This window comes from Mucilaginibacter sp. P4_A11, assembly GCF_056402535.1.
On sequence record NZ_JBFUHE010000006.1, the window covers coordinates 37,819 to 51,727 of the forward strand.

Here is a 13,909-nt window from a genome sequence, read left to right on the forward strand (position 1 = left end):
TAATATTACTGAACCTTCAAAAAACAGGATCTGTATAATGGTTATCCTGCTGTTTCATTTGGTGGGGCTGATAGGCTTTATCGTTCCATCTTTAACAGTATTATTTATAGCACTGGTGCCATGGCATTTGCTATTAATGCTGGGTATAATCTTGTATAGCTATGATACTTTAGATATTCGGTTTCTGCTGTTTGCCTTAATTGTTTTCCTGATTGGTTTTGCGGCCGAGTATATTGGCGTACATACCGGCTGGATCTTCGGCCACTACCGCTACGGTGGAACGCTGGGCACCAAACTATTTGAGATCCCTTTGATGATCGGGGTGAATTGGTTCCTGCTCATTTATGCTGCGGGTGTTACGCTGCAAAGAAGTCGTCTTAAAAACGCAACGATAAGGATACTTTCGGGGGCCATAATCCTAACGCTACTTGATGTGTTGATTGAACCTATTGCAATACATTTTGATTACTGGCACTGGCTGGATGCAGGCATTCCTTTCAAAAACTATGTTTGCTGGTTTTTACTTAGCGCATTGCTGCTTTTTATATTTGAGCAGTTCAAATTTAAACAGCAAAGCATTATTGCCCCGGCATTGTTGATTGCACAATTTGTGTTTTTTGCTGTTTTGAATTTGATGTATTAAAAGGCAATCAATATTTATCAGCATAAAAATCAGCGAAATCAACATAATCATTACAATCAATGTTATTTTTTGAAGTGTTAAACTTTATATATTGACTAAGGCGATCAGATATCTATCGATATAAAAATCAGCGAAATCAACGCAATCATTACAATCAACGGTTATTTTTGCCGTAAATTTGCAGCACCATGGGAGATTATCAGTTAAAGGTTACTATTGACCAGGATTCGGGCTTTTGTTTTGGGGTAGTTTACGCCATTGATATGGCCGAGGAGATTTTAGAAGAAGACGGATACCTGTACTGCCTTGGCGATATTGTGCATAATGACGAAGAGGTTGAACGCCTAAAAGCAAGAGGCCTGCGTATTATTGAGCATAGCCAGCTTAAAGATCTGCATAACGAAAAAGTACTCATTCGTGCGCATGGTGAAGCTCCCGACACATACCGCACAGCATTAGAGAATAATATCACCCTTATTGATGCCTCATGCCCGGTAGTGCTTAAGCTGCAGAACCGCATCAAAACCTCATACGACTCGAACGAGAAGATCCTGATTTTTGGTAAACACGGGCATGCTGAAGTGGTTGGCCTGCAAGGACAAACCAATGATGAAGCTATAGTTTTCCAGGATATTGCCGAATTGGACAATGTAGAACTTCCGCATAATATCACGCTGTACAGCCAAACCACCAAGAGTATGGATAAATTCTACTCCGTGAAGGACGAGCTTATTTCGCGCGGATATGCCCTTAAAGCTAACGATACCATTTGCCGCCAGGTAAGCAACCGTGATAAAGACCTGCCCAAATTTGCAACGCGCTTTGATAAGATCGTTTTTGTATCGGGCAAAAAATCATCAAACGGCAAGGTATTGTTTGAAGTATGCCGCAAACATAACCCCAACACCTACTTCATATCATCAACTGACGAGCTGGACAAAAACATGTTTGCACCCAACGATACCATTGGTATAGCCGGCGCTACGTCAACACCTATGTGGCTAATGCAAAAAGTGAAAGCCGCGCTTGAAAGTTTATAACAGCACGCTTTTTGCTGTAATACTGTAACATGCAAAAAAGCCCATCACATTCCGGTTTGTTTGTAGCCGCGCTGGTAATTGGCTGCTGGGCAACGAGCATTATATTGCTCATGCAATGGCATTTCAGTTTTGCTAATCCGCTTGTTTATGTATTCATGCTGGTACAAATGCACCTGTACACGGGATTGTTCATCACCGCCCATGACGCTATGCATGGCACAGTTTCACCAAACAGGGGCTTAAATAACTTTGTTGGCTACCTGAGTACTTTTCTATACGCATCCTTCTGGTACCCGCAATTATATACCAAACATCATAAGCATCACAGTCATGTACATACGCCTGATGACCCGGATTACCACCAGGGTACTTTTTTTTCCTGGTATGTACAATTTATCCGCAATTATTTGTCCGTGTGGCAAATTGTGGTAATGGCGATAGTTTTCAATATCCTAAAGATTTGGATCCCTCAGCCAAACCTCATTATGTTTTGGGTAGTGCCTTCATTGCTAAGCACCTTACAGTTATTTTACTTTGGAACCTATCGGCCACACAAAGGAGAGCATGACAACCGGCATTTTGCCCGAAGCCAGCGCCGTAATCATTTTGCCGCATTTTTTAGCTGCTACTTTTTCGGATATCATTACGAACATCACGAATCGCCGGGAGTGCCGTGGTGGCGGTTGTGGAAGGCCCCAAAGCCAAATGATGAGAAGGAATTAACCAATTCGTAACTCACCGCCCGTCATTGCGAGGCACGAAGCAATGACGGAAGTAAAACAAAACCCTACCCAATCATTTATTTGTAAATTGTGACCTCCGTCATTAGTAATGTCCCATCAGGGTCTCTCGCAGAGGACCCTGATGTATACACCATGCAAATCCACTATTGTGAGTTCCCCTGGCAGATGTCTGAAACGTGGTGAACCTCAGGGTCCTCTGCGAGAGACCCTGAGGGAACATGAAAATAATCCCTAATTTGCAAGGTAGCCGTTCAATTCTCTCTGTACAGTTCGCGATTGCTTCGTACCTCGCAATGACGGGAGTATAACGACGGGAGTATAAATGGTGCCTACACCTCATTTATTTGTAAATTGTGACCTCCGTCATAAGTTACGGGGCATTTTTTGTTATTTTTGCACCCTACAGTTATGGCTAAAAAAGGAATTTTACTGGTTAACCTGGGCACCCCGGATAGCCCAAGTACAGCAGATGTAAAGCGTTATTTGAATGAGTTTTTGATGGATCCACGGGTTATTGATATTGGAGCTATTTCACGTACCCTTTTAGTTAAAGGCCTTATTGTTCCGTTCAGGGCACCCAAATCAGCCAAATTATACCAGGCCATATGGGATCCTAAAACAGGCTCCCCACTATTACACTACAGCGTTTTACAGCGGCAGGCTTTACAGCAGCGCCTTGGTGATGAGTATATGGTTGAGCTGGCTATGCGTTACCAAAACCCTTCTATCGAATCGGCTTTGGAGAAACTGAAGGCTGCACTTGTTGAAAGTATCCAGGTGATCCCGTTGTTTCCGCAATATGCTTCGGCCAGTACAGGTTCCGTTTATGAAAAAGTGATGGGTATTGTTGGTCAATGGCCAACGTCGCCAAATATCACGTTCATCAACTCGTTTCATGATAATGAGCTCATGATTGAAACTTTTGCCGATAACGCGCAGAAATACAACCCTGATACTTACGACCATGTATTGTTCAGTTTTCACGGGTTACCGCAAAGACAGCTGATCAAAGCCGATCATACGCATAACCACTGCCTTAAATCGGCAGGTTGCTGCGAAACGCTTACTGATGTTAACAGGTTTTGCTATTCGGCACAATCGCACCATACGGCAAAGTTAATTGCCGAAAAATTGGGTATCCCAAGAGAAAAATACACCATTTGTTTTCAGTCGCGCCTGGGTAATGACCCATGGGTGCAACCTTACACCAGCGAAATTGTTGCTAAGCTGGCCGGCGAAGGTAAAAAGCGCCTTCTGGTATTTTGCCCTGCCTTTGTAGCCGACTGTCTTGAAACAGTTTATGAAGTAACTACCGAATATGGAGACGAATTTAAAGCCCTCGGCGGTGAGCATGTTCAATTAGTAGAAAGTCTGAACGATGCACCTAAGTTTATTGATGCCTTAGTGCAGATGGTAAAGCCTGTGGTAGCTTAAAAAGAAGATTTCAGATTAAAAATAATTATTGCCTAACGGTATTGCTTGTAGATGAGCATGCGTTAGGCTTTTTTCATTGCATAAAAAAAGCATCTGCTCATTACTGAACAGATGCTGTACGATTTTTATATAATTGATAGTTTAACCTACTTTTACATTTACCGCATTTAAGCCTTTTTTGCCTTGCTCTACATCGTAGGTAACGCTATCATTTTCACGGATAGTGTCGATCAGACCTGAGACGTGTACAAAAACTTCGGCACCACCATTAGTTGGTGTAATAAATCCGAAACCTTTGGTTTCATTAAAGAATTTTACTGTTCCTTGCATTATATTTTTATTTAATTATACAAAGGTAACATTTAATAATCAATAATCAATTAAAAATAAGGCTATTACATACTTATAGTTTTCAGGTGTATGATAGACTGTTCAAAATCGAGGTATAGAAACCGTATTTCCATTCATCCGGAAGCCTTAACACTTAGTGTTTTAACGCCTTTATTGTTGTAATGGAACACTGCTGTAAACATGATATTCGCCGGGTTGCAGCGTCATGGAATATGGCAATGATGTTACATTAATACTGGTTTTACTAATGTTATCATACCATGTCCCGGTGGCAGAAAAATTGATGCTGGCGGGTTGCGCCACCACGTCAAAATTACCAACTACCTCAACATCCGTACTGGCATCTTTTAACTGTATGGTTTTAATTGCACCGTCAAGACTTTTCGTGTAATTGGTTGAAGCAAATACGGCATTCTTTTCCTTCATCTTAATCATTTTTGAATAAATGCTGTATAAATGCCTCCTGTTAGGGTCGGTATTGTAGTTCCAGTAAATTGGTTTATTGCTGGTGCGGCCGCCCTGGTCAATGCTTACGTCGTAACCAAGCTCACCAAACTGCCAGAGCATTTTAGGGCCCGGCACAGAGAACAGGAACGCGGCAGCCATTTCCTCGCGCGCTAAACCGGTATTCTTATCTTTTACATTGTAGCTGCCAGCGGCATTGCCATAACTCTCGTTCTTAAACTGTAGGCGCTCTTCATCATGGCTTTCAAAATAGCTCACCAGGTTATAAGGCTGTGTAAACGTATGCTGATCATAAAACAGACCCTGGAAGTTGGAGTTGGTTAACCAACCCATGGTAGCTTCGTTGGCATTGTAGTTAAGGTTATTCCAAAGCATCATACCTTCGCCGGCAAGTTCTTTCTCTTCCTGGTTGGCTGCAAAGTGCTCCAATATCACATAAAAATTATTATTGTCGATGCTTTTGATGTAGTTATTATAGTCTTTCCAGATGGCTACACGACTGGCATCATATTGCCCCCACGGCCCGACCGCAGCATCAGACGTGCCGTAGTTAACCTGCGTAAAGCCTTTGGAAAGGTCGAAACGGAACCCATCGATCTTATACTCTGTCATCCAAAATTTGAGCACATTTTTTACAAAATACTTGGTATCAGCACTTTCATGATTAAACTGGTAGCCCACATTATAAGGGTGCGTTGGGTCAACATTGTACCATGGATTGTTGGCCGCAGGTTTACCCGCAGTTGTATTAAAATACATTTGCACCATAGGCGATTGGCCAAACGAATGGTTAAGCACCATATCCTGGATCACCGCTATGCCGCGCGAATGGCATTCATCAATAAAGGCTTTCAACGCATTTTTAGTACCATAATATTTGTCAGGAGCAAAGTAAAATGATGGATTATAGCCCCATGAAAGGTTGCCTTCAAACTCATTAAACGGCATCAGCTCAATAGCATTAACACCTAAATTCGACAGGTATTTTAAAGTATCTGTAAGGGTTTGATAGTTGTGAGCATCAATAAAATCACGCACCAGTAATTCATAAACAACCAGGTTCTTTTTATCCGGGCGGGTAAAGCTGCTGTTTTTCCAACTGTACGCAGGCTGGTTAGCCTGGAAAACGCTTACGTTACCTGTGGTTTTCCCGGTTGGATATTTCTTTAAGTTAGGATAAGTATCTGACGATATGTATGAATCATTATCGGGATCAAGCACCTTCTCCGTGTACGGATCTGCAACTTTTAATGATTTATCGATATRAAACTGGTAGCCATATTCAGTAGCGGCATCTATATTATCAATCTGCACCCACCAGCGTTTGCCGTCGGGTGTATTGTTCATTACAACTTTGGTATCATTAACATCCCATCCGTTAAAATCGCCAATAACGGACACCGATTTTTTGCCGGGTGCATACAGGTTAAAAATAACCGATTTACCCGAATTGATAAAAGTAACCCCATCCTTTGCCCCTGCCGGCAAGGCCTTCCCAGTGTTCACCACCGTATCACCGGGAACGTTCCCGGAATTGCCCGGCAAAACTTCTTTCTTCTTGCATGAAGTAAAACCGGCCAATAGAAGTCCGGCAAGTAATAAGTAAACATTCTTAATTGTCATATCTTGTTATAATTGGTTTTTTGCACTGAAATTACCGGTAGCCTGCTGGTTTACAGGCGAAAGAATACCATTATCRCAATATCTGCAAAATAACTGATAAAATTATATTTCCTAAAAATTATGTATTTATACTTCGGAGATAAAAAATCAAGGCTTACTGGGTATAGTTAATGCCCCTCATTAGTTGCGTATACCTGGCACGCTTAAATTTGTTTATTTAATTTCTACAAACCTGTTGCACCTCTGGTACAACTTATACGTAAGCTTAGAATATCGGGCGACACACCTTAGCCGATCAATGAGCTCACTATTTTTGCAGATAGCAAACAAAGTGGGATCCCACCTCCCGGGTGTACACTTCCCCCGCAAAAATATACCCCTTTCATTTTTGACGATTTATTGGCATGTCGCAGAAATGCAGCAAACTGACTATTGGAGCTGGTACCATACAGCGAACCCTGGTATGAGGATGTGCGGCTTTCTATACTCCGTGGATCGAGGATGCTTTCATTGGCTATCAATCCGCCAATGTCTTTACACAGCAGGCGACTTAACTTGTTCAATATGTTCTTCCGCGCTTCAGCTATCAGCGCATCCCAATCCTGACCGGTATTGGCAGGTACGTTGATCATGACAAACCAATTTTCGCAAGCGTCGGGAGCATCGTCGGGTTTATATTTGGAGCTGATGTTGAGATAGATGGTTGGATCGCGGTAAATACTTTTTTTCCTCCAGATATGATCAAACTCCGCTTCATAATCAGCACTGAAAAAGATATTGTGCAGGTCGAGCTCCTTAAACTCAGCCCGGATCCCCCAGTAAAATATCAATGCCGAACTGCTCCTTTCCTGGCTTAGTATTTTTTTAGGGTGAAGTTTAGGATGATCATTGAGCAACTTATGATAGGTGAACCAGATATCCATATTGGATACCACAATATCTCCTTCAATTATCCCATCATTCGTCCTGATCCCTTTTACTTCCTGCCCTTGCAATGCAATTTCTGCTACCGGTTTATTGTAGTGAAATTTCACACCTAATGACCCTGCCAGCGCCACCAAACAGGAAGTTATGTTATACATCCCCCCTTCAGGAAAATAAGCACCAAAATGTTGTTCCAGGTGTGGGATCACATTCAAGGTAGCAGGCGCTGCATAGGGATTTGAGCCGTTATAGGTTGCATACCTGTCAAAAAACTGTACTACCCGTTTATCGTTAAAGAAACCCTGGTTTGCTTTATGCATGCTGCGGAAGGCGTCTATCTTACCAAATCTTAATATCGATTGAAATGTATCCCAACGCAGATATGTTTTAAGTCGGTGCAGGGAGCGTTCCAAAAACACATGATTGGTAATACTGTAGATCCGGTTGCTGTTTTCGAGATACTCGTTCACTGCCGCCGCCGGCTCACCGGTTTGATGTTGGATCTCACTGCCAAACTTATCAGCATCGGCATAAGCGGTTAACTTAGTGCCATCTTCATAAAAATATTTGCAAACAGTATCCAGTCTTTGATACCTGAAATAATCGGAAGGTTTTTTACCGGCCAGCTCAAAAAGCTCGTCGACGTATTGCGGCATCGTAAATAAGCTTGGCCCGGCATCAAAACGGTAACCATCCTGCTCAAACTGGCTCAGCTTACCGCCGGGGTAACTGTTTGCCTCATAAACCTCAACTTGATAGCCCCTAACCGCCAACCTGATAGCGCTGGCTATTCCGGCTATACCGGCACCAATAATTAAAGCTTTTTTGGAGGAGGGCATGGGGTAAAGATAAGAACCGTGATTTATAGGATTTGAGGATTACCTTGAATTATTTTATTTATCAGGAAATCAATTAATCCTGATAATCATGGTTCCTAATGCTGCAAAGCGTAATTGATAAAATTACTCGTCAACCCATAGTCCTCAGTACCCTTGCGGCGGATAAAGAAGAAATCACGCGTAATTTTTAAACCTTCAATAGGCACTTCAACAAGGTCGCCTTCGGCCAGTTGACGGATAATTGACGGCCTTGGCATAAATCCGAGGCACTGATCGGCCAGCAGGAAATTCTTCAAAGCCTCGGTACCGCCAAGGCGGATCTTTACCGACAGATCGGCTGGTTTGATATGTAATGCCGAAAGGGCTTTCAGTACAGCATTCAGCGTACCCGAACCACGTTCCCTTACAGCTAAAGGCGTTTTTACAAACTGCTTTAAGCTTAATGACTTTCCAGCCAGCGGACTCTTAGCCGAGCAAACCGGGATCACCTCATCGCTCATAAAATGTTTGTATGATACTGTGGTGAGTTTATTATCAACCTCGATAATACCGATATCAACCTCATGGTTAAGCAAAGCATTCAGGATATACTCACTGTTGCGGTTTACCAGTTGCACATCAACGTTGGCATATTCGCGCTGAAAACCTGAAAGTATTTGCGGCAAAATGTAAAGGGCTATGGTTGTGCTGGCCCCCAATCGCAAATGTCCGGCAGCTTGTGAAAGGTTACTTAATACCGAAAGGTCATATTCTATCTTCCGTTCTATCTCCGTTGCCTGTTGCAAATATTCGTTGAGTTTATTACCGGCTTCGGTGAGTAAAATACTATTGCCCTTACGTTCAAACAAAGGGACTTTGTATTGATCCTCAAGTGCCTTAACATGCTTGCTGATGGCCGGCTGGGTTATAAACAGCACCTGTGCAGCCTTGCTGAAACTCAGGTTGGCAGCAACTTCCATAAATACACGGTGGGCAAAAGAGATCATAGGGCAAAGTTAATTTTTTACCCGTTCGAAATACTTACCGGTAAATTTATATACGATATAGTCGCTGGTAACTTGTCGTTTTGCATTTACTAACGGACTATGAATACTTTGGTTTTTAGCATCGTAATAAATAGTTGGGATCACCTTCATATTAACCACCGACAAGAAATTATAATCAAAATACAACTTGCTATGCATCCCGCTTTGAGTTTTAACCAGCAATACGGCCCCGTTTAGTTTATCCTTTTCGATGGTAAAAAACTGGATGCCCTGCGTAGCGTCAATACTTGAACGTACCGAATTATACGCTGCCAGATAGTAAACCTTACTATTTGCCCTGAGGGTATAGATCTTGGAATACCAATAAACCGGGTTATGCTTTTTCCCCACCGAATCCATTTTTAATGAGGAAAATATTTTGCCATTAGCCTTGTATTGCAAAACATTATCAAAGTCATACCCGGTGCTGCCCAACCTGGTATCCCATGAATAGGTACGGAACAAACCATCGGCAGATGAGGCAATCACTACCCGTTCTTTAACCAGTTCCGTAAAAGGGTAATTAATAGTTTCGGGATATTTGGAGGTGTAGTACTTGAGCTTGAAGCCAAAGATCTTGTTCATTTTCTCTAATGAATCGATAGCCTTCCACTCCTTTTTATGTGTGCCATAGTAGTTCACCCGTTTAAAAATCCGTAGCAGGTCGGCTTCAATGGCCTGCGGACTTTGGGCAAACAAATTTGCTGAGTAAAAACAGCAGCAGAAAACAATTATTAACTTAAAGGTTTTCATCGGTAAACAAGATACGCAAAAAAAGCAAATCCGGCGGACATTCGTAGCAAATCGCTATCAGTTGCTTGTTTTTTAGCCTTTTATTTTTTCAAAGTATTGGCCGTTGAATTTGTAATTAATGAATTTAGATGTTACCTGCGCTTTGGCATTTACCAAAGGTATCCGTATAGTTTGCGTAGCCTGATCAAAAGTGATAGTCGGGCGTTTTTCGAAAGGGATTTCAACTACCGAACCAAAATCGTATTCGTAAAAAATTGTACTATGTAACCCTGATTGCGTTTTAATAATTTTTACGTCGTTATTCAAAACGCCATTTTGAATGGCAAAAAGCCTAATTCCTGTACCAGCATATCTTGATGATTCAATAACCCCGTAAATGCCCAAATAGTAAGTGTTGCCACCTGTTTTAAAGGTGTACAAATTTGAATAAAAGGGAGCACCTCCCTCCTCGGGATTGTTCACCAATAATGACTTTGTTTTATCACCAGCTTTGCTTTGTAACACATTTGCAAAAACATGCATGGTACCGCCTGTCCATGTATCCCATGAGTAAATCCTAAACAAGCCATCTGTCGACGTGAAGATATCAAGTTGTGCTTTTTTAAGCGAGTTAAAAGGCATGTTAATGGAAGCCGGATAGGTTTCCGCATACTTTTTTAGTTTGTTCCCAAATTCATCGTTAGCATTACCTAATGATTCGCTTGCACCGTCAACTCCTTTATCTTGTTGATCATCCCAATATGCAATCTTTTTAAATGATTTTAGCAAATCGGCCTCAACGGCCTGCGGTGTCTGCGCAACGAGCTTAATGGTTGCAATAAAACAGAAAAGAGCAATCAGGCTTAAGGTTTTCATAACAAAATATTACTGCATAAAAATAGGGATAATCAAATGACTATCCCTATCCTATTCTTTTGAAAAGAAATATTCTATCTATGCCTCAACCGGCTGACCGATCAGGTTTTTAGCAGCCAAATACTCGGCAATCTGCACGGCATTAGTAGCTGCACCTTTGCGCAGGTTGTCAGATACTATCCAGCAGTTAAGGGTGTTGTCCTGGCTTTCGTCGCGGCGTAAACGACCAACAAATACCTCGTCTTTGTCATGCGCATCAAGCGGCATCGGGTATTTCAGGTTAGCGGTATCATCAACCACAACAATACCCGGCGAGTTAGCCAAAAGCTCACGTACTTCGCTCAGGTCAAAATCATGCAGAAACTCTATGTTAACCGACTCAGAGTGGCCGCCCATAACCGGGATGCGCACAGTGGTAGCAGTTACTTTAATGCTGTCATCGCCCATGATCTTTTTGGTTTCGAGGATCATTTTCATCTCCTCTTTAGTATAACCGTTTTCGGTAAATACATCAATCTGGGGGATCACGTTCAAATCGATGGTGTAAGGGTAAACCTTTGGCCCATCGATACCTTTACGTTCGTTAAACAACTGATCAACAGCTTTAACACCAGTACCTGTAACCGATTGGTAGGTTGAAACTACCACCCTTTTAATTTTATATTTATCGTGCAGTGGTTTTAAAGCCACTACCATTTGTATGGTTGAGCAATTTGGGTTAGCGATGATCTTATCTTCGGCAGTAAGTACATCAGCGTTTACTTCTGGCACAACCAATTTTTTGGTCGGATCCATACGCCATGCCGATGAATTATCAATAACAGTTGTACCAGCAGCCGCAAATAAAGGAGCTTGCTGTAATGAAGTGCTTCCGCCGGCCGAGAAAATTGCTACGTCCGGCTTCATCTTAATCGCATCCTCAACAGAAACCACCTTAAACTGCTTACCCTTAAAAGTAATTTCTTTACCAATACTTTTTTCTGAAGCTACGGGAATTAATTCTGTAACGGGGAAGTTGCGTTCTGCAAGAACCTGCAACATTTTGGTGCCTACTAATCCTGTAGCACCTACTACTGCGACTTTCATTTTTTAAATTGTTTTTGAAATGTATCAGGCTGCTTCACAGCGCCTGTTTTTAATTAATTATGTGTTTTAAAAGTTAAACCCTCAAATATGCACATTTTTTTGGTATCGTGAAAATATAAAGTCTATGGTTTTTGTGGGCTTTGAGCGCGTGGTTGATTGGGTTGGCTTAGGTGAGTGGTTGTTTTGAAAATGGCAAATAGCTCCTAATCTTAACTCTTTTAAATATCCGTATTTGATATTATGGTGTAAATAGCTTCCAATGTCCCTCGGAGATTACCTCAATTGTACCGTCGGTTACTTTAATGGCGGTTTGATCATCAATTGCATATGATGGTACCGGTATCGTAGCAGCTAATTTTTCTATGCTGGCTAACGAATTATCCGGAAACCATTCATGATCCAGATGCGGATGAATTGCAAAATCAACCACGTTCAGTGATTTATCGCTTTCGGCTGGCAACCTATGGTTACTATAGGTTGTTCCAAAACGGGTCATTATCATACTTCCGGCGCTTAAGCCAACATAAACCATCTTATGCAGCAGCGACGGCAAAAGGCCTGCCAAGCCGGATTGCTGCATCCAGTAGCACAAATACTGACAGTCGCCACCGCCAACCAGCAAAGCGTCAGTTTCCTGTAGCATGGGTATCCAAATATCTTGTTTAATACTGGATAGGGCCGTTAGCTCCAGTATTCCGAGCGACTTCCATCCCAACTGGCAAAAAGGGTCACCCAGTGATCCGCAAATCACTTTTTGTGATATGTCTGCACCGCCGGCTATGGCATATATTGCTGTAGGGATGAAAAGAGCACACGACTCAGCAATCGGTTTGCCCAAAAGTTCAAGTAGTGCGTTATGGATACTCTTGTTGCTAATACCAGCAGAAGTAAGAAGAAGCTTCATAATTTCTTTTTTGCTTATATGGTTGCCTGGCTTGATAAGCCTGTTTAAGTACGTTAATTTAAAGGTTGAACCAATTTCGGCAAGATTGCCCACATTGCCAAACCAGATTATAATAACTTAATCAACCACTCACCTAATCAACCCAATCAACTACTACTCAAAAAATCAGCGCAATCAACGCAATCAAAAATAATCAACGGTCAATTTCCTACCTTTGCGCGGTAAACTCAAAATTGCATGAGCGAAAAGATCTTAGTGATAGGCGCCAACGGCCAGATCGGCACCGAGCTGGTAATGGCTTTGAGAAATATACATGGGTCTGAAGCCGTAATAGCTTCAGACATCAATAGCCCAACCTATGCCATGCGCGGCAGCACCGGGCCCTTTGAATTGATCAATGTACTTGATAAAGATAACCTGCACCACATATTTGATAAACACCGCCCTACGCAGGTTTATCTCTTAGCTGCGATACTATCCGCCGTGGGAGAACAAAAACCCAAAATGGCCTGGGATTTAAACATGACCGGCCTGTTACATGTGCTTGATTTTGCGGTTGAGTTTAAGGTATCGAAAGTTTTCTGGCCAAGCTCCATAGCTGTTTTCGGTCCGCATTCACCGCAGCATAACACACCGCAGTATTGCGTAATGGATCCTAATACGGTTTATGGTTTCAGTAAACTGGCCGGCGAACGCTGGTGCGAATACTACTTTAATAAATACGGACTTGATGTACGCAGCATCCGCTATCCCGGTTTAATTGGCTGGAAAGCTAATCCAGGCGGCGGTACTACCGATTATGCTGTTCACATATTTCACCATGCATTAAAAACCAGCACCTACGAAAGTTTCCTGGCCGAAGGTACTGCCCTACCCATGATGTATATGGATGATGCCATCAGGGCTACCATTAGTTTAATGGATGCCCCGGCCGAAAAGATCAGCATCCGTTCATCCTATAACCTTGCCGGTATCAGCTTTACGCCCGAACAGCTTGCAGAAGAAATAAAGAAACTGATCCCTAATTTTGAGATTAGCTATAGCGAAAACGATCCGCGCCAGGCAATTGCCGATAGCTGGCCAAAATCAATAGATGATAGCTATGCAGAAACCGACTGGGGCTGGAAACTGGAATATGACCTGCCAAAAATGGTAGCTGATATGCTGGAGAACCTTAAAAATATTATTTAAAAGAAAACAAGTATTATATTCGCCAAGTCCATG

The 13,909-nt window shown here is 42.2% G+C and carries 13 protein-coding genes; 5 read left to right on the top strand and 8 right to left on the bottom strand.

Features of this window, described 5'->3' with window-relative positions; all coding sequences use genetic code 11:
• The first annotated feature begins 37 nt into the window (after nucleotides 1-37).
• The 4 genes from AC1DUD_RS13200 to hemH all read left to right on the top strand — a co-directional run bounded on the left by AC1DUD_RS13200 (nucleotide 38) and on the right by hemH (nucleotide 3,860).
• On the top strand, nucleotides 38-643 hold the full coding sequence (locus AC1DUD_RS13200; RefSeq protein ID WP_477375151.1) for a carotenoid biosynthesis protein: 606 nt from the start codon (nucleotides 38-40) through the stop codon (nucleotides 641-643).
• Between the two features lie 188 nt (nucleotides 644-831).
• On the top strand, nucleotides 832-1,683 hold the full coding sequence (locus AC1DUD_RS13205; protein ID WP_110587341.1) for a 4-hydroxy-3-methylbut-2-enyl diphosphate reductase: 852 nt from the start codon (nucleotides 832-834) through the stop codon (nucleotides 1,681-1,683).
• 29 nt (nucleotides 1,684-1,712) lie between these two features.
• A complete protein-coding gene (locus AC1DUD_RS13210) occupies nucleotides 1,713-2,417 on the top strand; it encodes a fatty acid desaturase (RefSeq protein WP_477375152.1) in 705 nt (234 codons plus the stop codon).
• A gap of 417 nt (nucleotides 2,418-2,834) precedes the next feature.
• Nucleotides 2,835-3,860 (top strand): ferrochelatase, encoded by a 1,026-nt coding sequence (gene hemH, locus AC1DUD_RS13215; RefSeq protein WP_477375153.1) that lies wholly within the window; start codon nucleotides 2,835-2,837, stop codon nucleotides 3,858-3,860.
• 141 nt (nucleotides 3,861-4,001) lie between these two features.
• Here hemH and AC1DUD_RS13220 read toward each other — a convergent pair whose 3' ends face one another.
• The 8 genes from AC1DUD_RS13220 to AC1DUD_RS13255 all read right to left on the bottom strand — a co-directional run bounded on the left by AC1DUD_RS13220 (nucleotide 4,002) and on the right by AC1DUD_RS13255 (nucleotide 12,685).
• The gene (locus AC1DUD_RS13220) at nucleotides 4,002-4,193 is read right to left on the bottom strand and encodes a cold-shock protein (RefSeq protein WP_090528875.1); all 192 of its coding nucleotides are present in this window, start codon (nucleotides 4,191-4,193) and stop codon (nucleotides 4,002-4,004) included.
• Nucleotides 4,194-4,361: 168 nt separating this feature from the next.
• Entirely contained in the window at nucleotides 4,362-6,299 is a 1,938-nt protein-coding gene (locus AC1DUD_RS13225; RefSeq protein ID WP_477375154.1) for an alpha-amylase family glycosyl hydrolase, read from the bottom strand.
• A gap of 287 nt (nucleotides 6,300-6,586) precedes the next feature.
• Nucleotides 6,587-8,062: a 1-hydroxycarotenoid 3,4-desaturase CrtD gene (gene crtD, locus AC1DUD_RS13230; RefSeq protein WP_477375156.1), complete on the bottom strand. Its 1,476-nt coding sequence runs from the start codon at nucleotides 8,060-8,062 to the stop codon at nucleotides 6,587-6,589.
• Between the two features lie 95 nt (nucleotides 8,063-8,157).
• Nucleotides 8,158-9,048, bottom strand: a complete 891-nt coding sequence (locus tag AC1DUD_RS13235; protein ID WP_477375157.1) for a LysR substrate-binding domain-containing protein — start codon at nucleotides 9,046-9,048, stop codon at nucleotides 8,158-8,160.
• Between the two features lie 9 nt (nucleotides 9,049-9,057).
• Nucleotides 9,058-9,840 carry a hypothetical protein gene (locus AC1DUD_RS13240; RefSeq protein WP_477375158.1) on the bottom strand — a complete coding sequence of 261 codons (783 nt, stop codon included), beginning with the start codon at nucleotides 9,838-9,840 and terminating at the stop codon, nucleotides 9,058-9,060.
• 72 nt (nucleotides 9,841-9,912) lie between these two features.
• Nucleotides 9,913-10,695 carry a hypothetical protein gene (locus AC1DUD_RS13245; RefSeq protein ID WP_477375159.1) on the bottom strand — a complete coding sequence of 261 codons (783 nt, stop codon included), beginning with the start codon at nucleotides 10,693-10,695 and terminating at the stop codon, nucleotides 9,913-9,915.
• A 78-nt stretch (nucleotides 10,696-10,773) separates the two neighbouring features.
• A complete protein-coding gene (locus AC1DUD_RS13250; protein ID WP_477375160.1) occupies nucleotides 10,774-11,781 on the bottom strand; it encodes an aspartate-semialdehyde dehydrogenase in 1,008 nt (335 codons plus the stop codon).
• Nucleotides 11,782-12,019: 238 nt separating this feature from the next.
• Complete coding sequence (locus tag AC1DUD_RS13255; protein WP_477375161.1) at nucleotides 12,020-12,685, bottom strand: Type 1 glutamine amidotransferase-like domain-containing protein; 666 nt, start codon at nucleotides 12,683-12,685, stop codon at nucleotides 12,020-12,022.
• 237 nt (nucleotides 12,686-12,922) lie between these two features.
• Here AC1DUD_RS13255 and AC1DUD_RS13260 point away from each other — a divergent pair, with 237 nt between their 5' ends.
• Nucleotides 12,923-13,876 (top strand): NAD-dependent epimerase/dehydratase family protein, encoded by a 954-nt coding sequence (locus tag AC1DUD_RS13260; protein ID WP_477375162.1) that lies wholly within the window; start codon nucleotides 12,923-12,925, stop codon nucleotides 13,874-13,876.
• Nucleotides 13,877-13,909: the final 33 nt, after the last annotated feature.